Genomic DNA, 18,961 nt, shown 5'->3' with positions numbered 1-18,961 from the left:
GGCTACACGCGGGCCAGGCGTTCCAGCGCGTTGGCCAGCGTGGCTTCCGCCTTGGCGAAGCAGAAGCGCACGATGCCCGATTCCTGGCCGCCCCGGTAGAACGCCGAGACGGGAATGGCGGCCACCTTGATCTCGGTGGTCAGCCATTCCGCGAAGGCCGCTTCCGGCAGGTCGGAGATGGCGCCGTAGCGCACGCACTGGAAGTAGGTGCCGTCCGCCGGCAGCAGCTCGAAGCGGCTGGCGGCCAGACCGGCGCGGAACAGGTCGCGCTTGTGCTGGTAGAACGCCGGCAGTCCTTCGTACGCCGCCGGGTCCGCCATGTAGGTGGCGATCCCTTGCTGCATCGGTGCGTTCACGCTGAACACGTTGTATTGGTGGACCTTGCGGAACTCCACCATCAGCGGCGCGGGGGCCGCCACGTAGCCGATCTTCCAGCCGGTGACGTGGTAGGTCTTGCCGAAGCTGGAGACGACATAGGCGCGCGCCGCCAGTTCCGGATGGCGGCTCACCGAAGCGTGCGGCTGGCCGTCGTACACCATGTGTTCGTAGACTTCGTCGGACAGCAGCAGGATGTCCGTGCCGCGCACGATGCCGGCCAGCGCATCGAGGTCGGCGGCGCGCAGGATGCTGCCGGTGGGGTTGTGCGGCGTGTTGATCACCACCATGCGGGTCCTGCCGGTGACGGCGGCCTGCACCCGGTCCCACGGCACGTGGTAGCCGCGGTCGTCGAGCGCCATCGGCACCGGCACGACGACGCCGCCGGCCAGTTCGATGGCGGGCATGTAGCTGTCGTAGGCCGGTTCGATGACGATCACTTCGTCGCCCGGGTGCACGGCGCACAGGATGGCGGTGGTGAGCGCCTGCGTGGCGCCGGCCGTGACGGTGATTTCGGTGTCCACGTGATATGCGTGGTCGTACAGCGCGCTGATCTTGGCGGCGATCGCCTGGCGCAGCGCCGGGGTGCCTGTCATCGGCGGATACTGGTTGTGGCCGTCGCGCATGGCATCGGCCACCGCATCGACCAGCCGCGGGTCGCAGGCGAAGTCCGGGAAGCCCTGGCCCAGGTTCACCGCGCCGTGCTGCTGCGCGAGCGCGGACATGCGCGTAAACACGGTGGTGCCCACGGCGGGCAGGCGGGTGACGAGGCTGGGCGTGGATTGCGTCATGATCGGGGCGGTGGGGGTTTTCGGATCATTCTAGCGCAGCGGCCGGGGCCTCGTGCGGGACCGGTTCGAGCCGCCATTTCTCGGGCGGGATCACGTCGAACATGCCGGCCGTGCGCAGGCGTTTCGCCAATTTCAGCAGCGCCTTGTCCTTCGTGATCAACGTTCGCGCGCCGGCATCGCGGGCCAGCTCCAGGAATTTCTGGTCGTCCCGGTCCGTGCAGACCGGCAGGCGCACGCCGGATTCGGGCGGCGCCACCACCTTGATCAGCGCATCGAAGCGTGCGGCGCTGGCGGGCCGCGTGTCGTCGCTCAGCGGCAGGTGCGGGTAATGCAGCACGATGCGGTATTCGTCGCGGCAGTCGGCACGCGTGATGGCCTCGACGGCGCCGCTCTCGATGGCGGCCAGCAGGCCGGCCCAGCGCGGATCGTGGAACACGAACAGGTCGAGGCAGACGTTGGTATCGATGACGATGCGGGGTGGTGCCGATGAAGCGGAGGAGGGAGGGAGTATCATGTCGGTCTGTTCTATATTGCCGGTACGGTTACGAATGATATGCTGATAGTGCTTTCCCCCGCAAAGAGTCTCGACCTCGATACACCTCCCACCACCAACATCGCCACGCAACCCGCCTTCCTCGATCATTCCGAAGAGCTGATCGGGCATATGCGCGGCTACTCGCCGCAGGATCTTGCCGAACTGATGGAGCTGTCCGATGCGCTGTCCACGCTGAACGTGGCGCGCTATGCGTCATGGACGAAGGATACGGCCGGCGCGCGTCCCGCGGCGATGACCTTCGACGGCGATGTCTACGACGGCCTCGATGCGCGCACGCTCGATGCGCCGCAGCTCGACTACGTGCAGGGCCGCGTGCGGATCCTGTCCGGCCTGTACGGCCTGCTGCGCCCGCTGGACCTGATCCACCCGCACCGGCTGGAAATGGGCACGCGCCTGAAGACGGCGCGCGGCAAGGATCTGTATGCGTTCTGGGGCGACCTGATCGCGCATGCGCTGAACGACACGGCGCGCGAACGGGAGGCGGAATGGCTGGTGAACTGCGCGTCCGAGGAGTACTTCAAGTCGGCACGCCGCGCAAAGCTGGCGGTGCCGGTGATCACGCCCGTCTTCGAGGAATACAAGAACGGGCAATACAAGATCATCTCGTTCTACGCGAAGCGCGCCCGCGGCCTGCTGGCCCGCTATGCCGCCATCCACGGCATCACCGATCCCGAAGACCTGAAGGGTTTCGATGTCGACGGCTACGCCTTCACGCCGCATGCATCGAACGATGAAAAGTGGGTGTTCCGGCGGAAGGCCAGCTGATTACAGCCCAGCTCGTGTCCACCATGGGGTCAGACCCCGACATGGACACGAGCTGGACAATAAATGGAGTGAGTCAGGCCGGGCGCTGCGACGACCGCGGTTCAGTCAGCAATGACCAGAGCGGAAACCCAGGTTTCTTACTGACGAGACCGTGTCCATGTCGGGGTCTGACCCCAAGGTGGACACGGGCTCAGCCGTAGACGAAAAATTTACGCCGATTTACGAAGCGGACCAGAATTTCCACCACTTGCGCTCCGGTTTCGGGGCGCCTTCGTCGAGGAATTTGCTGTTCGGGAAGTTCTGCTTGAAGACACGCAGCGTGTCATCGCGCAGGGCAACATTGCCGAGCTTGTCGTAGCTGCGCGCCATGATCCACAGCGCTTCCTCGATCGACGGCGAGTCGCGGTACTCGCGCACGGCGTCCTGGGCACGGTTGGCGGCGGCCAGGTAGGCGCCGCGGCGGTAGTAGTAGCGCGCCACGTAGACTTCGTAAGTGGCCATCGCGTTGATCAGGTACTTCATGCGATCGAGCGCGTCCGGCGTGTACTGGCTCTCCGGGAACTTGTCGACCAGCGCCTTGAAGGCGGCAAACGATTCGCGCGTGGCTTTCGGGTCGCGCTCGGCCGGATCCTGTTCGTACACGAAGTTCAGCAGGCCGATCTGGTCATTGAAGTTGATCAGGCCGCGCAGGTAGTACATGTAGTCGACGTTCGGGTGATTCGGGTGCAGCTTGATGAAACGTTCGACGGCCGCCAGGGCCTGTGCCTGGTCCTGCGATTTGTAGTACGCATAGGCCACTTCCATCTGCGCCTGCTGGGCGTACACGCCGAACGGGTAGCTGGCCTCGAGCTTCTGGTACAGCTGGATCGCGCGCTCGTAGTGCTGGCCGGCCATTTCTTCCTTGGCCTCCGAGTATAATTTCGTTGCGGACCAGCCTTTGGTCTCATCCGATTGCTCCGGCAACAGGCTGCAAGCCGTCAAGCTGGCCATCAGGATGGATGCTGCGACTACCTTCAATTTTTTTTGCATGTTCTCGTGCAAGAAGACGTTTAAACAAGATACAACCAGGCTGATTATAGCCGATGGGAATGCTGTGATATTGAATCGTGAGCCAGATCTGGCGAAACAGGCGCCGGACGACCAACTCTCCAATGACGAACTCGACGAGTTCGACCCGGAGCTGGGGGAGGCCGGCGACCCGCTTGCCCCCATCACCCTGCAGCTGACGCCGGAAGCCTGCGGCGAGCGCCTCGACAAGGTGGTGGCGAAACTGGTGCCGCAATTCTCGCGCGGCCGCCTGCAGAGCTGGATCGAGGAAGGCTTCGTCACCGTCGACGGCAAGCCGGCCAAGGTGCGCGCCACCGTGTATGGCGACGAGACCGTCGTCGTGCTGCCGCAGGCCGCGCCGGAAGACGTGGCGTTCGCACCGGAAGCGATCGATATCGATGTGGTGTACGAAGACGAGTACCTGATCGTCGTGAACAAGCCGGCCGGCCTGGTGGTGCACCCCGGCGCCGGCAACTGGACGGGCACGTTGCTGAACGGCCTGCTGCACCGCTGGCCCCAGCTGGGCGGCGTGCCGCGCGCCGGCATCGTGCACCGCCTCGACAAGGACACGAGTGGCCTGATGGTGATCGGCAAGGACCTGCCGTCGCAGACCGACCTGGTGCGCCAGCTGCAGGCGCGCAGCGTGAAGCGCGAATACTGGTCGCTGGCGTGGGGCACGCCCCGCCTGTCCGGCACGATCGATGCGCCGATGGGCCGCCACCAGCGCGACCGCGTCAAGATGGCCGTGTCCACGGGCATGGGCGCCAAGCCCGCCATCACGCATTACCAGCGCCTGGCATCGGGCGAGCTGGACCGCCGTCCCGTCAGCCTCGTGCAGTGCCGCCTGGAGACGGGCCGCACCCACCAGATCCGCGTGCACATGGCGCACCTGGGCTTCCCGCTGGTGGGCGACTACGTGTACGGCAAGCCGCACCTGACGGGCGTGTTCCACCGCCAGGCGCTGCAGGCCCGCCGCCTCGGCCTGATCCACCCGGCCACCGGCGAGCACGTCGAATGGCAGATCCCCCTGGCGGACGATTTCGCCGCACTGCTGGCACAGGCCGGCATCGAACCGCCGGACGACTCGGTGCTGCAGTCGACCGGCGACGATTTCGACGACGACGACTTCGACGACGAAGACGAGCAATGACCGCCCACCACGCGCCCCAGTGGCTGCTGCCGGACTGGCCGGACCTGCCCGACAGTGTCGGCGTGCTGTGCACCACGCGGCGCGGCGGCGTGAGCCCGGCCCCGTATGACGACGGCCAGGGCAAGGGTGGGCTCAACCTGGGCACGCACGTGGGCGACGCACCGAAATGCGTCGAACGCAACCGCGACATCCTGCGCGCCGAGCTGCCCGCCGAACCGGCCTGGCTGACGCAGGTGCACGGCATCCGCGCGCTCGATGCGGCGCTGGTGGACCATGATGCGCCGCCGCCGGTGGCGGACGCCAGCTACACGACGGCGCGCGGCGTCGTGTGCGCGATCCTGTCGGCGGATTGCCTGCCCGTGCTGTTGTGCGATACACAAGGCCGCACCGTGGCCGCCGTGCATGCCGGCTGGCGCGGCCTGGCCGATGGCGTGCTGCAGGAAGCGGTGGCGGCGCTGCGCAATGCCGGCGCGGGCGAGCTGACCGCCTGGCTGGGCCCGGCCATCGGCCCGTCGCGCTTCGAGGTGGGGCCGGACGTGCTGGAAGCGTTCCTTTCGCCGGCGGACCGCGCGGCGGACCTGCTGCGCGCCGCGTTCACCGAACTGGCCAACCGTCCCGGCAAGTACCACGCCAACCTGTACGCGCTGGCCCGCATCACCCTGGCCAGCATGGACGTGCATCGCGTGGCGGGGGGCGACTTCTGCACCGTCTCCAATTCCGGGCGCTTCTATTCTTACCGCCGCGACGGCGTCACGGGCCGGCAGGCCAGCCTGATCTGGCTGAAATGACGCTCAGGGTTCCGGCCCCTGTTCGGCGGCGGCGCGCGCCCGCTCGCGCTGCCGTTTGCGCCGCTTGCCGCCCGTCACATAGAATAGGATCCCGAGCGGCGCCGCGCAGTACAGCAGGAACGTCATGACGCCGGCAACGACCGTCGGCTCGGTCAGCGCCATCAGCAGCACGACATAAATCCAGGCAAGCGCGACGATCAGCATTGGCAGTTTGGTGGGATGGTGGGACCGGTCTACAGATCAATTCTAAATGGAATGAACATGAACATGCCCGACGCGCAAACTTTCGCCAGCTGGATGGACCCGACGCAGTGGCAGGCCTGGCTGCCGAAGACCGATGCGCTGCCCGCCGGCTTCCCCGGCATGGACCTGCTGCGCGATGCCGGCGCCACGGTGCGGCCCGAGGTCCTGGAGACGCTGAAGAACGAATACCTCGCCGAACTGGGCGCGCTGTGGCAGGGGCTGCTGTCCGGCCAGGCGCCGGCGCTGAAGGACCGGCGCTTCTCGTCCGCCGCCTGGACCGGCAATCCCGTTACCGCCTTCAATGCTGCCGCCTACCTGCTGAACGCCAAGTTCCTGGTGGCGATGGCCGATGCCGTGGAAGCGTCGGCCCAGCAGAAGCAGAAGATCCGCTTCGCCGTGCAGCAGCTGGTGGACGCGATGTCGCCGGCGAACTTCCTGGCCACCAATCCGGAAGCGCAGCAGATGATCCTCGACACCAACGGGGAGAGCCTGACGCGCGGGCTGAAGAACATGCTGGCCGACATGCAGAAGGGTCATATCTCGCTGTCCGACGAAAAGGCGTTCGAGGTGGGCCGCAACCTGGCCACCACGCCGGGCCAGGTGGTGTTCGAGAACCCGCTGTTCCAGCTGATCCAGTACGCGCCGGCCACGCCGAACGTGAAGCAGCGCCCGCTGCTGATGGTCCCGCCGTGCATCAACAAGTACTACATCCTCGACCTGCAGCCGGAGAATTCGCTGGTGCGCTACGCGGTCGAGCAGGGCAACACGGTGTTCCTCGTCTCGTGGCGCAATCCGGATGCGTCGCTGGCCAATACCTCCTGGGACGACTACACGGAGCAGGGCGTGATCCAGGCCATCCGCGTGGTGCAGGAGATCGGCAAGGAACCGAAGCTGAACCTGCTGGGCTTCTGCGTGGGCGGCACGCTGCTGTCCACGGCGCTGGCGGTGCTGGCGGCGCGCGGCGAGCAGCCGGCCGCCAGCCTGACGCTGCTGACGACCTTCCTCGACTTCGCCGACACGGGCGTGCTGAGCGTGTTCGTCGACGAGCAGCAGGTGGCGCTGCGCGAGCAGACGCTGGCGAAGGGCGGCATGATGTCCGGCCGCGACCTGGCCAGCACCTTCTCCAGCCTGCGCCCGAACGACCTGGTATGGAACTACGTGCAGTCGAACTACCTGAAGGGCAACGACCCCGCCGCGTTCGACCTGCTGTACTGGAATTCCGATTCGACGAACCTGCCGGGCCCGATGTTCTGCTGGTACCTGCGCAATACCTACCTGGAAAACAGCCTGAAGCATCCGGGCCGGCTGACGGTGGCCGGCGAGCAGGTCGACCTGTCGAAGATCGACGCCCCCGCGTTCATCTACGGCTCGCGCGAGGATCACATCGTGCCCTGGGTGTCCGCCTACGGTTCGATGAGCATCCTGAACCCCGGCAAGCCCGAGGCCAACCGTTTCGTGCTGGGCGCTTCCGGGCACATCGCCGGCGTGATCAATTCGCCGGCCAAGAACAAGCGCAGCTACTGGATAAACGACGGGACGAGCGACGACGGCGCCGCGCCAGCCGATGCGGACGCCTGGTCCGCCGGCGCCACCGAGCAGCCGGGCAGCTGGTGGCCCCAGTGGGCGGCGTTCCTGGCCGAGCATGGCGGCAAGGACGTCAAGGCCCGCGCCAAGCTGGGCAGTGCCCGCTACAAGCCCGTGGAAGCGGCGCCGGGCCGTTACGTCAAGGAAAAGGCTGAGTAGGGCGGGAAACCCGGCGGCGGCGGCCGAACTGTGTCGCAGGGCGAGTTCGGTTGCGTTGCAATATCGGCCGCCGTCCGGCGAAATCTTATAATGGCAGACACATTTCTTACATTATTCACTCTATAATAGGATGTGCAGGGCTAGTGAAAGCGAACTCTCCGTTCGCTTTTTTTTCGACGTCGCCCCGGATGCGCTGCGGCGCAACAGATCGACACAACACGGACCCAATCGGACTTGTGATGAGTAGTGCAAAAAAAAGTACTGAACGCCTGATCAAGAAGTATCCCAACCGCCGTCTGTACGACACGCAGACCAGTTCCTACATCACGCTGACGGACGTGAAGCAGCTGGTGCTGGGCAGCGAACCGTTCACCGTCGTCGATGCGAAGTCGAACGAAGACCTGACGCGCAGCATCCTGCTGCAGATCATCCTGGAGGAAGAAGCGAGCGGCGTGCCGATGTTCTCGACGGACGTGCTGGCACAGATCATCCGCTACTACGGCCACGCGATGCAGGGCATGATGGGCTCCTACCTGGAAAAGAACGTGCAGGCGTTCACCGACATCCAGCGCCGCCTGACGCAGGGCACCACGAACTACGACAGCGCCACCTTCAGCCCGGAGATGTGGACGCAGTTCATGAACGTGCAGGCGCCGATCATGCAGGGCATGATGAACAACTACATCGACCAGAGCAAGAGCCTGTTCGTGCAGATGCAGGAACAGATGCAGAACCAGAGCAAGAACCTGTTCGGCGCCTTCCCGTTCGCCGTGCCGCCGACCACGCCGGAAAAAAAATAAAGCATCAGCCGGCTACCGCTGCCGCGAACGTTTCGCGCAGCCAGCGGTGGGCCGGATCGCGATGCAGGCGTTCATGCCACAGCATCGCCATTTCATAGCCCGGCACCTCCACGGGCGCTGCCAGCACCTTGACTCCCTGCGCCTGCCGCGCCAGCCGTTCCGGCAGCATCGCCACCAGGTCCGTACTGGCCACGGCCGCCGCGGCAAACAGGAAGTGCGGTACCGACAGCGCCACGCGCCGCCGCTGGCCCAGCATGGCCAGCACGGCATCCGTGACGCCCTCGAATCCCGCACCGTCGTGCGACACCACCACGAATTCCAGCGCGCAGAACTGCGCCAGGGTCGGCCGCCGTTTCAGCCGCGGATGGCCTGGCCGCGCCACCAGCACATAGCGTTCGGCAAACAGCGTGCGCCGCCGCAGTCCGTGCGGCGAGCCGGCGACCGTGTGGAAGGCCAGGTCGATGTCGCCCCGTTCCGCCTGGCCGGTGAGGCGCGCCGGATGCATTTCCACGACGGCCAGCCGGGTCTGCGGTGCCGCGTCGCGCAGGCCGGCCAGCGCGGGCAGCACCACGGCCGCCTCGCCGTAGTCCGAGGCCGCCACGCGCCAGGTGTGGTTGGCGGTGGCCGGATCGAACGGCCCCGCGGGCGCCACGGCCAGCTGCAGGCCTTCCAGCGCGCGCCGCAACGGTTCGCGCAGCGCCTCGGCGCGCGCCGTGGGCCGCATGCCGCGCGGACCGGGCAGCAGCAGCGGATCGCCGAAGGTGTCGCGCAGCCGGGCCAGCTGGGCGCTGATGGTCGGCTGGGTCAGGTGCAGGCGCGCCGCGGCCCGCGTGACGTTCTGCTCGGCCAGCAGCACGTCCAGCGTCAGCAGGAGGTTGAGATCCAGCCGCTGCAGATCGACCCGGTGCAGGGCGGGCCGATGCAGGTCAAGCTGGAGCGGCGCATTCTTGGTATCGGGCATGTCGATGGCAGGTATGGAGGTTATTCATTTCCACTATACCGCGTGCCGCTGCACACTGGCCTTTTCCATCAAGGGAGTCCGTCATGCAGGTACTGTATGTGTTTGCCCACCCCGAACCCCGCTCGCTGAACGGCGCGCTGAAGGACCACGCCATCGACCACCTGCGCCGGGCCGGCCATGCCGTCGACGTGTCCGACCTGTATGCGATGGACTGGAAGGCCCGCCTCGACGCGGCCGACAGCACGGGGCCTGCCGCGGGCCGCTTCGACCCGGCCCAGGCCTCGAAGCTGGCCTACGAGAACGGCTGGCAAAGCGCCGATATCGCGGCCGAGCAGGATAAGTTGCGCCGCGCCGATGCGGTGATCTTCCAGTTCCCGCTGTGGTGGTTCTCCATGCCCGCCATCATGAAAGGCTGGTTCGAGCGCGTGTATGCCTATGGCTTCGCGTACGGCGTGGGCGAGCATTCGGACCAGCGCTGGGGCGACCGCTACGGCGAGGGCAACCTGGCCGGCAAGCGGGCGATGCTGATAGTGACCACTGGCGGCTGGGAGTCGCACTACAGCGCGCGGGGCATCAACGGCCCGATCGACGACGTGCTGTTCCCGATCCAGCACGGCATGCTGCACTATCCCGGCTTCGACGTGCTGCCGCCGTTCCTCCTGTACCGGGCCGGCAGGATGGATGAAGCGCGCTTTGCTGCAGAACGGGCGGCACTGGATCAGCGACTGGACACGCTGTTCACGGCCACGCCGATTCCGTTCCGGCGCCAGAACGGCGGCGACTATGACATCCCCGCACTGACGCTGCGCGATGCCATCGCGCCGGGTGCCCATGGCTTTGCCGCGCATGTGGCCGATCCCGCCGCTGACGTTGCAACATAAATATCGATTGACGGGGCTTTTGCCCCGCTGCTAGACTCCGTGGCATGATTGGAATCGATTCCAATCCGATGATTCCGTTCCCGGCAGGGTGCCGAATTCCTTTATCATCGGAACGGAATTGCCAGTCAAACCCGAATAAATACACCAATAAGGTGCCCCAGGCGCCACGGAGACACTATGAACCAGGCGACGATTGCTGCCGCCATCGCGGCGGCGGCGGCCGTGGCGCTCGCGCTGGCGTTGCCGGGCGGCGCCGCGCCGACCGCTGCCCCAGCGACCCCTGACGCGAAGGGCGGTGCCGCGCCGCTGAAGGCCACCGTATCGCACTGGTGGACCTCGGGCGGCGAGTCGGCCGCGATCCGTCAGTTCGCCGACGCCTACACGCGCGCCGGCGGCCAGTGGATCGACCAGGCCGTGGCCGGCGCCGACCAGTCGCGCGCCTCCACCATCAACCGCATCGTCGGCGGCAATGCGCCCGTCGCCGCCCAGTTCAACACGTCGAAGCAGTTCCGCGACATCGTCGACCAGGGGCTGCTGAACAATCTCGACGAGGTGGCGGCAAAAGGCAACTGGGATGCCATCCTGCCGCAGACGATCATCGATGCCATCCGCATCGACGGCCATTACTACGCCGCGCCGGTGGACATCCACATGCCGGCGTGGTTCTTCTACTCGAAGGCGGCGTTCGCGAAAGCAGGCATTACCGGCGAGCCGAAGACGTGGGAGGAATTCATCGCCCAGCTGGACCGCCTGAAGAAGGCCGGCCTGATCCCGCTGGCGTTCGGCGGCCAGGTCTGGCAGGAGAAGATCCTGTTCGACGCCGTGTTCGCACTGGCCGGTGGCGCCGACCTGTACCTGCGCATCTACCGCGACCGCGACGCGCGCGCCGTGCAGTCGGCCGCCTTCCGCGACGTGCTCGTGAAATTCCGCAGCCTGCGGGCCTACACGGATGCCGGCGCGCCGGGCCGCAACTGGAACGACGCGACGGCGCTGGTGGTCTCGGGCCGGGCCGGCGTGCAGATCATGGGTGACTGGGCCAAGGGGGAATTCACCAGCGCCGGCCAGGTGGCGGGCCGCGAGTTCGGCTGCTTCCCCGGCTTCGGCGCCAAGGCGCCGTACATCGTGGCGGGCGATGCCTTCGTGTTCCCGAAAACGTCCAGGCCGCAGGTGGTGAAGGCGCAGCAGCTGCTGGCCACGGTGATGACGGCGCCCGGCCCGCAGGTGGAGTTCAGCGTACGCAAGGGCTCGATCCCGATCCGGCCGGACGTCGACATGTCCCGGTTGGACCTGTGTGCCCGCACCGGCATCGCCATCATGCAGGACCGCACGCGCCAGCTGGCCAATGCCGAAATGCTGCTCGACCCGGACCTGAACGGCGCGCTGCAGGATGTGCTAACCAACTACTGGAACCGCAACGAGACGCCCGAATTCGCACAGCAGGCGTTTGCCCAGGCGATGAAGGACTACGCGTGGTAGCCCCGCGCCGGCGTGCCGTCTCGTGGTCTGCGTACCTTGCGCTGGTGCCGATGGCGCTGACGGTGCTGGGCGCCTACGTGCTGACGATCCTGTGGACGGCGCGCGTGTCGTTCTCGTCGGCGCGCATCTTCCCGACCGGCGACTTCGTGGGCTTCGGCCAGTACGCGCGGCTGTTCCGCAATGCGCGCTGGCTGCTGTCGCTGGAGAACCTGGCTCTCTACGGCGCACTGTTCATCGTCGCCTGTCTCGTACTGGGCTCCCTGCTGGCCGTGTTCATCGACCAGAACGTGAGCGGGGAGGGCGTGCTGCGCACCGTGTTCCTCTATCCGTATGCGATGTCCTTCGTGGCCACGGGGCTGGTGTGGCAGTGGATCCTCAATCCCGAGCTGGGCCTGCAGTCGGTCGTGCGGCGGCTCGGTTTCACCGACTTCACGTTCGACTGGATCGTGCGGCAGGACATGGTGCTGTACACGATCGTCATCGCCACCGTCTGGCAGGCCAGCGGCCTGGTGATGGCGCTGCTGCTGTCCGGCCTGCGCGGCATCGACGGGGAGCTGTGGAAGGCGGCGCGCATCGACGGCATTCCGACGTGGCGGGTCTACGTGTCGATCGTGCTGCCGATGCTGTGGCCTTCGCTGTCCACCGCCTTCATCCTCTTGTTCGTGATGGTGGCCAAGCTGTTCGACGCGGTGGTGGCGATGACGCAGGGCGGACCCGGCACGGCCAGCGAGGTGCCGGCCAAGTTCATCATGGACTACCTGTTCGGCCGCGCCAACGTGGGGCTGGCCTCGGCCGCCTCGATCGTGCTGCTGCTGACGGTGCTGGCGATCGTCGCGCCGCTGTACTACGCACGCAGCCGGGCCGTACGCAGGGGGCATGCATGAGGCGGGACGATCGCATCGCCATCGCGCCCGCGTCGGTGCGGCGACGGAGAGCCACGCTGACGCCGGCGCGGCTGGGCATCTACGCCTTCCTGCTGACGGCGGCGCTATTCTTCCTGGTGCCCCTGTACGTGATGCTGGTGACGTCCGTGAAACCGATGGCCGAGATCCGGCTGGGGAACATCTTCGCGCTGCCGTCGTCTCCCACGCTGGCGCCGTGGCACGCTGCGTGGCAGGCCGCGTGCACGGGCCTGGAGTGCGAAGGCATCCGTGGCGGCTTCTGGAATTCCGTCCGGATCACGGTGCCCAGCGTGGTGCTGTCGATCGGGCTGGGTGCCATCAACGGTTATGCGCTGTCGTTCTGGCGGCCGCGCGGCGCGAACCTGCTGTTCGCGGTGCTGATGGCCGGCGCCTTCATTCCCGGCCAGGTGATGCTGTATCCGCTGGTGCGGGCGCTGGCCGCCGTGGAGCTGTACAGCTCACTGCCGGGCATCGTCGTGGTGCACCTGATCTTCGGCATGCCGATGATGACGCTGCTGTTCCGGAACTACTACGCCTCGCTGCCGCAGGAGCTGTTCAAGGCGGCGCGCATCGATGGCGGCGGTTTCTGGCGCATCTTCTTCGAACTGATGCTGCCGATGTCGGTGCCCGTCATCGTCGTCGCCGTGATCATGCAGGTGACGAACATCTGGAACGATTTTTTGCTGGGACTCGTGTTTGCCGGTTCCGACAACCTGCCGATGACGGTCCAGCTGAACAACATCATCAATACCACCACGGGCGAGCGGCTCTACAACGTGAACATGGCGGCGACCATCCTCACGTCGCTGGTGCCGCTCGCCCTGTATTTCTTCTCCGGCCGCTGGTTCGTGCGCGGCATCGCCAGCGGCGCCGTCAAGGGTTAAGTGAAATGAGTGCAAGCAAATGAGTGCAAGCATGGCCAATGTCTCCATCCGCAACCTGCAGGTCCGGCTGGGTGCCAATAATGTGATCGACGCGCTCGACCTGGAGATCGGCGCCGGCGAGTTCGTCGTGCTGCTGGGGCCTTCCGGCTGCGGCAAGAGCACGCTGCTGCACACCATCGCGGGGCTGAACGACGCCAGCGGCGGCAGCATCCATATCGGCGGGCGCGACATGACGCATGCCGACCCGAAGGACCGCGGCATCGCCCTCGTGTTCCAGTCGTACGCCCTGTACCCGACCATGAATGTGGAACGCAATATGTCGTTCGGCCTGCGCATCAGCGGCACGCCGAAGGACGAGATCGCGCGCCGCGTCGAACGGGCCGCCGGCCTGCTGCAACTCGGGCCGCTACTGAAACGCAAACCGGGCGAGCTGTCCGGCGGCCAGCGCCAGCGCGTGGCGATCGGCCGCGCCATCGTGCGCGAGGCCGATGTGTTCCTGTTCGACGAACCGCTGTCGAACCTGGACGCCAAGCTGCGCACGGAACTGCGCCGCGAACTGAAAGGGCTGCACCAGCGCCTGGGCGCCACGATGATCTACGTGACGCACGACCAGGTGGAGGCGATGACGCTGGCCGACCGCATGGCCGTCATGAAGGGCGGGGCGATCCAGCAGTTCGACACGCCGGACGCCATCTACCGCGCACCGGAAAACCTGTTCGTCGCCACCTTCCTCGGTTCGCCCGGCATGAACCTGTTCCACGGCCACCTCGACACTTCGAGCGGCATCTGGTTCCGTTCCGAACACCTGGCGCTGGATGTGTCGCACTACGCGTTCCGCCAGTCGCCCGCGCACCGGCAGGCCGTCGTGCTGGGCGTGCGGCCGGAAGACGTCGACGTGCGCGACGACGGCGCCTGCCGCGCGCCGGTGGCGCTGGTGGAAGCGATGGGCGCGCACCGCATCGTGTGGCACAGCTTCCACGGCACGCAGGTGGCCGCCATCGTGCAGGACGACCGGGCAGGCGGCGCGTTCTCGCTGCGGCCGGAGCAGGTTTCCCTGTTCGACGAAACATCGACCCAGCGCCTGTAGGTTGTCAAAAAGTTGCTTCGAAAATGGGGACAGACCCCATTTTCAAAGCAACATCGGCGCCGCCGCCGCTGTCGCTGGTGTCCCATATCGGGTAAAATAGTCGATTGCCTCCGCCCTTCGTGACAATCGAACAATGCAATCACAACCACTCTCCCGCCTCACTCCGCCCGCCGATGGCAAGCCAGCACCGAAGGTCGGTTTCGTTTCGCTCGGCTGCCCGAAGGCGCTGGTCGACTCCGAACAGATCCTGACCCAGCTGCGCGCGGAAGGCTACGACACGGCCAAGTCCTATGCCGGTGCCGACCTGGTGATCGTGAACACCTGCGGCTTCATCGACGCGGCCGTGCAGGAATCGCTCGACGCGATCGGCGAGGCGCTGGCGGAAAACGGCAAAGTGATCGTCACCGGCTGCCTGGGCGCGAAGAAGAACGCCGATGGCGGTGACCTGATCCAGTCGATCCACCCGAAGGTGCTGGCCGTGACCGGCCCGCACGCGGTGGGCGAAGTGATGTCGCAGGTGCATACGCACCTGCCGAAGCCGCACGAGCCGTTCATCGACCTGCTGCCGCCGCAGGGCGTGAAGCTCACGCCGAAGCACTACGCCTACCTGAAGATCTCCGAGGGCTGCAACCACCGTTGCTCGTTCTGCATCATCCCGTCGATGCGCGGCGACCTGGTGTCCCGCCCGATCGGCGAGCTGATGATGGAAGCGGAAAACCTGTTCAAGGCCGGCGTGAAGGAACTGCTGGTGATCTCGCAGGACACCTCGGCCTACGGCATCGACGTGAAGTTCCGCTCCGGCTTCTGGAACGGCCGACCCGTCAAGACGCACATGACGCAGCTGACGGAAGCGCTGGGCCAGCTAGCCAAGCAGTACGGCGCCTGGGTGCGCATGCACTACGTCTATCCGTACCCGCACGTGGACGAGATCATCCCGATGATGGGCGAGCACGTGCTGCCTTACCTCGACATTCCGATGCAGCACGCGCACCCGGAAGTGCTCAAGCGCATGAAGCGCCCGGCGTCCGGCGAGAAGAACCTGGAGCGCATCCTGAAATGGCGCCAGATGAACCCGGACCTGACGATCCGCTCGACCTTCATCGCCGGCTTCCCGGGCGAGACGGAAGCCGAATTCGAGTACCTGCTGGACTTCCTGAAGGAAGCGCAGATCGACCGCCTCGGCTGCTTCGCCTACTCGCCGGTGGAAGGGGCCACGGCCAACGAGCTGGCCAATCCGGTGCCGGACGAGCTGCGCGAGGAACGCCGCGGCCGTGTCATGCTGCTGCAGGAAGAGATCTCCCGCCAGCGCCTGAAGGCGAAGGTCGGCAAGACGGTGCGCGTGCTGATCGACGAACTGACCCCGTCCGGCGCCATCGGCCGCTCGGCTGCGGACGCCCCGGAGATCGACGGCGTCGTGCACGTCAAGAAGCCGTTCGAGCCGCACAAGAAGCTGGCCGTCGGCCAGTTCTTCGACGTCGAGATCACCCGCTCGGACGCGCATGATTTGTGGGGCGAGGCTTAAGTCCAAAAAGGACTTGAGCCGATGGCACACGAGGCATGGGGCGAGGCCTGAGTCCACAGGGACTCAGGACGATGCAACACGAGGCATGGGGCGAGGCCTGAGTCCACAGGGACTCAGGACGATGCAATACGCGGCATGGGGGGGATTTTATATCCTCGCAGCGTCAGCCGAAGATCGTTGGCCCGATGTCAGACGGAGCCCCGGCAAGTACAATGAAAGGCGGACCACCCGGTCCGCCTTTTTTCATTCGCGAGCCATGACCACCAAACTCTCCCCGCAGACCACGCTGATCCACACGGACTACACGCCGCCGGCCGGTTTCGGCGCCTTTCCGCCGGCCATCCACCATGCCTCGACGGTGTTCTTCGAAAACGTGGCGGCGCTGCGCTCGGGCGACTGGAAAAACAAGACCGCCTATACCTACGGCCTGCACGGCACGCCCACCACCTTCACGCTGGAGGCCCGGCTGGCCGAGATCGAGGGCGGCCGGTTCTGCCTCCTCGCACCCTCCGGCCTGGCCGCCATCACGATGGTCGACTTCGCGCTGCTGAAGACCGGCGACGACATCCTCCTGCCCGACAATATCTACCACCCGAACCGCGTGTTGGGCAACTGGCTGCAGGAAGCCTTCGGCATCACGGCGCGCTACTACGATCCGCTGGTCGGTGCCGGCATCGCGGCCCTCATCCAGCCGAACACGAAACTCGTCTGGACCGAGTCCCCCGGTTCCGTGTCGATGGAAGTGCCGGACCTGCCGGCAATCTGCGCCGCGGCGAAGGCGGAGGGCGTCGTCGTCGCACTGGACAATACCTGGTCGGCCGGCATCGCCCTGCGCGCCTTCGACCTGGGTGTCGACATCGTCGTGCAGGCCCTCACCAAGTACCAGTCCGGCGGCGCGGATGTGCTGATGGGCGCCGTCATCACGCGCGACGAAGCGCTGCATGAAAAGCTCAGCAACTCGCACATGCGCCTCGGCTACGGCGTGGGCGCGGACGATGCCTACCTCGTCATGCGCGGCCTGCCCACGCTCAAGCTGCGCTTCGAAGCGCACGATGCGGCAGCCCGCAAGGTAGCGGCCTGGCTGAAGGCGCGGCCCGAAATCGCGAAAGTGCTGCATCCGGCGTTCGAGGACTGTCCCGGCCATGCGCACTGGCAGCGCGACTTCACCGGCGCCGGCGGCCTGTTCTCCGTGCTGTTCGATGCGCGCTACACGGAAGAGCAGACCGACCGTTTCGTGGATGCCCTGCAGCTGTTCCAGATCGGCTACAGCTGGGGCGGCCCGAACAGCCTGTGCGTGCCGTACCGGATCGGGGCCATTCGGCAGGGCTGGGGCGATGCCGGCATCCTGGTGCGCTTCAATATCGGGCTGGAAGAGCCGGCCGACCTCATTGCCGATATCGAGCAGGCGCTGGGGCAACTGGCAGCGGCATAGTGGGGTGTTTGCTATCCCTGCGATCAATCAATTCAATCGATTCCGAGCTTTGATTTGACCGCGGCGAATGCTTAAATGGTCTGAGGAGATATAGCCGAGCCCGCCCTGACACGAGGAGCCAGCCATGCACGCATCCCGGATCGCATTCGCCGCCACGATCGCCTTGATTCCGCTGGTCGTCTGGACCCAGGACAACCGTCCTCCGCCGAGCCCATCGGGTCCGCCGCAGGTGCCCACCAGCTATGCGAAAGTGGACATCACCGAGCCGTTCGATGTCACGCTGGCACGCATGAAGGCGGCGCGGCCCGCCATCGAGCGCCGCCAGCAGGAGCTGCTGGCCAGGCGCTACGATCTCGCCAACCGCCCGGTCCCGGGCGTGACGATGTTTCGCGGCAAGCCGGTGCAGGGCGGGGTGCGCGTGAAACTCCCCGACGGCATCGCGTCCTGGCAGCGGCTCGCGGCCCTGGCGCCGGAAGAGATCAAGGCGCGCGACCTGTTCCCGGCCGGCTTCCTGCCCCTGTCGCACCCGAACCACCCGGAAGGCGGCATGCTGTTTCCGCAGTTCCATATCGACGAGATCCTGCGCCAGGAAGGGCGCGACCTGAACCGCTTCGACCTGGGATTCGACCTGCCGGACCACATCCTGCCCGAGTTCCCCGCGCCGATGTTCCTCACCACGCATCCGGAACTGGGCGACGTGACGAAGGGCCAGCTGCTCACCATCGACAATTTTTACCCCATCTTCAACGGCCTGCTGAACCCGAAGCAGATCGAGGGCCTGCGCCTGCTGCTCACGCCGTTCCCCCAGCAGCAGTTCAACCAGACGGAAGACCGGCGTTCGGTGCGGCCCAGCCGCGGCGTCACCTGCTTCGACTGCCATTCGAACGGCCACACCAACGGGTCCAATCACCTGGTGGGGGATATCCGCCCGCAGGAGCTGCGCCACCGTATCGAGACGCCGACCTTGCGCGGCCTGAACGTGCAGCGCCTGTTCGGGTCACAGCGCGCGCTGAAGACGGTCGAGGATTTCACGGAGTTCGAGCAGCGCGCGGCCTATTTCGATGGCGACCCGGTGATCGCCACGAAGAAGGGCGTCAACGTGCTGGAACGGGGCAGCCAGGTGCAGTTCATGGCCGAGTTCCAGTCGCTGCTGGACTTTCCGCCCGCGCCGAAGCTGAACGTGTACGGCCGGCTCGATCCGAAGCTGGCCACGGCGCAGGAGCTGCGCGGCGAGAAGGTCTTCAACGGCAGGGGCCAGTGCGTCGCCTGCCACACGGGCCCGTACTACACGGACAACCTGATGCACGACCTCAAAACGGAACGGTTCTATAAAGTCCAGACGGTCAACGGCATGAAGGCGGTCGGCGACGGCAAGATCAAGACCTTCCCGCTGCGTGGCATCAAGGAGTCGCCGCCCTACCTGCACGACGGGCGGCTCATCACGCTGGAAGACACGGTGGAGTTCTTCAACCTCGTGCTGGAGACGAAGCTGACGGACGGCGAGAAGGCCGACCTGACGGCGTTCCTGCGCACGCTGTAGAAAAGGCGCCGTCACCCG

The 18,961-nt window shown here is 66.1% G+C and carries 18 protein-coding genes; 13 read left to right on the top strand and 5 right to left on the bottom strand.

From position 1 onward, the window contains the following. Nucleotides 1–2: 2 nt before the first annotated feature. Entirely contained in the window at nucleotides 3–1,166 is a 1,164-nt protein-coding gene (locus IP91_RS02545) for a pyridoxal phosphate-dependent aminotransferase (RefSeq protein WP_145647198.1), read from the bottom strand. A 25-nt stretch (nucleotides 1,167–1,191) separates the two neighbouring features. Continuing rightward, nucleotides 1,192–1,680 (bottom strand): putative toxin-antitoxin system toxin component, PIN family, encoded by a 489-nt coding sequence (locus tag IP91_RS02540; RefSeq protein WP_145647197.1) that lies wholly within the window; start codon nucleotides 1,678–1,680, stop codon nucleotides 1,192–1,194. A 39-nt stretch (nucleotides 1,681–1,719) separates the two neighbouring features. Between IP91_RS02540 and yaaA the strand changes: the two genes are divergently transcribed. Then, a complete protein-coding gene (yaaA, locus tag IP91_RS02535; protein WP_145647196.1) occupies nucleotides 1,720–2,487 on the top strand; it encodes a peroxide stress protein YaaA in 768 nt (255 codons plus the stop codon). Nucleotides 2,488–2,706: 219 nt separating this feature from the next. On the opposite strand, the gene IP91_RS02530 is transcribed toward yaaA, so the two are convergent. Further along, the gene (locus IP91_RS02530; RefSeq protein WP_145647195.1) at nucleotides 2,707–3,516 is read right to left on the bottom strand and encodes an outer membrane protein assembly factor BamD; all 810 of its coding nucleotides are present in this window, start codon (nucleotides 3,514–3,516) and stop codon (nucleotides 2,707–2,709) included. A gap of 64 nt (nucleotides 3,517–3,580) precedes the next feature. Here IP91_RS02530 and IP91_RS02525 point away from each other — a divergent pair, with 64 nt between their 5' ends. Both IP91_RS02525 and pgeF read left to right on the top strand, forming a co-directional pair. Beyond that, nucleotides 3,581–4,684, top strand: coding sequence for an RluA family pseudouridine synthase (locus tag IP91_RS02525; RefSeq protein ID WP_371860575.1), 1,104 nt, complete (start codon nucleotides 3,581–3,583; stop codon nucleotides 4,682–4,684). After that, complete coding sequence (gene pgeF / locus IP91_RS02520; RefSeq protein WP_145647193.1) at nucleotides 4,681–5,472, top strand: peptidoglycan editing factor PgeF; 792 nt, start codon at nucleotides 4,681–4,683, stop codon at nucleotides 5,470–5,472. Before IP91_RS02525 ends, pgeF begins: the two co-directional genes overlap by 4 nt. A gap of 3 nt (nucleotides 5,473–5,475) precedes the next feature. Here pgeF and IP91_RS02515 read toward each other — a convergent pair whose 3' ends face one another. Continuing rightward, the gene (locus IP91_RS02515; RefSeq protein ID WP_145647192.1) at nucleotides 5,476–5,676 is read right to left on the bottom strand and encodes a hypothetical protein; all 201 of its coding nucleotides are present in this window, start codon (nucleotides 5,674–5,676) and stop codon (nucleotides 5,476–5,478) included. A 57-nt stretch (nucleotides 5,677–5,733) separates the two neighbouring features. On the opposite strand from IP91_RS02515, the gene IP91_RS02510 reads away from it, so the two are divergent. Both IP91_RS02510 and phaR read left to right on the top strand, forming a co-directional pair. Continuing rightward, nucleotides 5,734–7,458: a PHA/PHB synthase family protein gene (locus IP91_RS02510; RefSeq protein WP_145647191.1), complete on the top strand. Its 1,725-nt coding sequence runs from the start codon at nucleotides 5,734–5,736 to the stop codon at nucleotides 7,456–7,458. 239 nt (nucleotides 7,459–7,697) lie between these two features. After that, complete coding sequence (gene phaR / locus IP91_RS02505; RefSeq protein ID WP_145647190.1) at nucleotides 7,698–8,258, top strand: polyhydroxyalkanoate synthesis repressor PhaR; 561 nt, start codon at nucleotides 7,698–7,700, stop codon at nucleotides 8,256–8,258. 4 nt (nucleotides 8,259–8,262) lie between these two features. Here the strand turns inward: phaR and IP91_RS02500 are convergent, their stop codons facing one another. Next, nucleotides 8,263–9,219 carry a LysR family transcriptional regulator gene (locus IP91_RS02500; RefSeq protein WP_145647189.1) on the bottom strand — a complete coding sequence of 319 codons (957 nt, stop codon included), beginning with the start codon at nucleotides 9,217–9,219 and terminating at the stop codon, nucleotides 8,263–8,265. 83 nt (nucleotides 9,220–9,302) lie between these two features. Here IP91_RS02500 and IP91_RS02495 point away from each other — a divergent pair, with 83 nt between their 5' ends. The 8 genes from IP91_RS02495 (at nucleotide 9,303) to IP91_RS02460 (ending at nucleotide 18,943) form a co-directional block, all read left to right on the top strand. Then, nucleotides 9,303–10,100, top strand: coding sequence for an NAD(P)H-dependent oxidoreductase (locus tag IP91_RS02495; protein WP_145647188.1), 798 nt, complete (start codon nucleotides 9,303–9,305; stop codon nucleotides 10,098–10,100). 177 nt (nucleotides 10,101–10,277) lie between these two features. Continuing rightward, on the top strand, nucleotides 10,278–11,576 hold the full coding sequence (locus tag IP91_RS02490; protein WP_145647187.1) for an ABC transporter substrate-binding protein: 1,299 nt from the start codon (nucleotides 10,278–10,280) through the stop codon (nucleotides 11,574–11,576). 50 nt (nucleotides 11,577–11,626) lie between these two features. After that, nucleotides 11,627–12,460, top strand: coding sequence for a carbohydrate ABC transporter permease (locus IP91_RS02485; RefSeq protein ID WP_145647987.1), 834 nt, complete (start codon nucleotides 11,627–11,629; stop codon nucleotides 12,458–12,460). Then, complete coding sequence (locus tag IP91_RS02480) at nucleotides 12,457–13,362, top strand: carbohydrate ABC transporter permease (RefSeq protein WP_145647186.1); 906 nt, start codon at nucleotides 12,457–12,459, stop codon at nucleotides 13,360–13,362. The genes IP91_RS02485 and IP91_RS02480 overlap by 4 nt, the downstream gene beginning before the upstream one ends. 31 nt (nucleotides 13,363–13,393) lie before the next feature. Further along, nucleotides 13,394–14,449 (top strand): ABC transporter ATP-binding protein, encoded by a 1,056-nt coding sequence (locus tag IP91_RS02475; protein WP_145647185.1) that lies wholly within the window; start codon nucleotides 13,394–13,396, stop codon nucleotides 14,447–14,449. A gap of 133 nt (nucleotides 14,450–14,582) precedes the next feature. Then, nucleotides 14,583–15,971 (top strand): 30S ribosomal protein S12 methylthiotransferase RimO, encoded by a 1,389-nt coding sequence (gene rimO, locus IP91_RS02470; protein WP_145647184.1) that lies wholly within the window; start codon nucleotides 14,583–14,585, stop codon nucleotides 15,969–15,971. A 256-nt stretch (nucleotides 15,972–16,227) separates the two neighbouring features. After that, the gene (locus tag IP91_RS02465) at nucleotides 16,228–17,403 is read left to right on the top strand and encodes a cystathionine beta-lyase (RefSeq protein ID WP_145647183.1); all 1,176 of its coding nucleotides are present in this window, start codon (nucleotides 16,228–16,230) and stop codon (nucleotides 17,401–17,403) included. A gap of 124 nt (nucleotides 17,404–17,527) precedes the next feature. Next, the gene (locus IP91_RS02460; protein ID WP_145647182.1) at nucleotides 17,528–18,943 is read left to right on the top strand and encodes a cytochrome B6; all 1,416 of its coding nucleotides are present in this window, start codon (nucleotides 17,528–17,530) and stop codon (nucleotides 18,941–18,943) included. The last annotated feature ends 18 nt before the right edge of the window (nucleotides 18,944–18,961 follow it).

The organism is Pseudoduganella lurida (genome assembly GCF_007830455.1).
GTDB classification, from domain to species: Bacteria; Pseudomonadota; Gammaproteobacteria; order Burkholderiales; family Burkholderiaceae_D; genus Rugamonas; species Rugamonas lurida.
The sequence above is the reverse complement of the archived record's forward strand: the minus strand, read 5'-3'. Positions and strand labels throughout refer to the sequence as shown.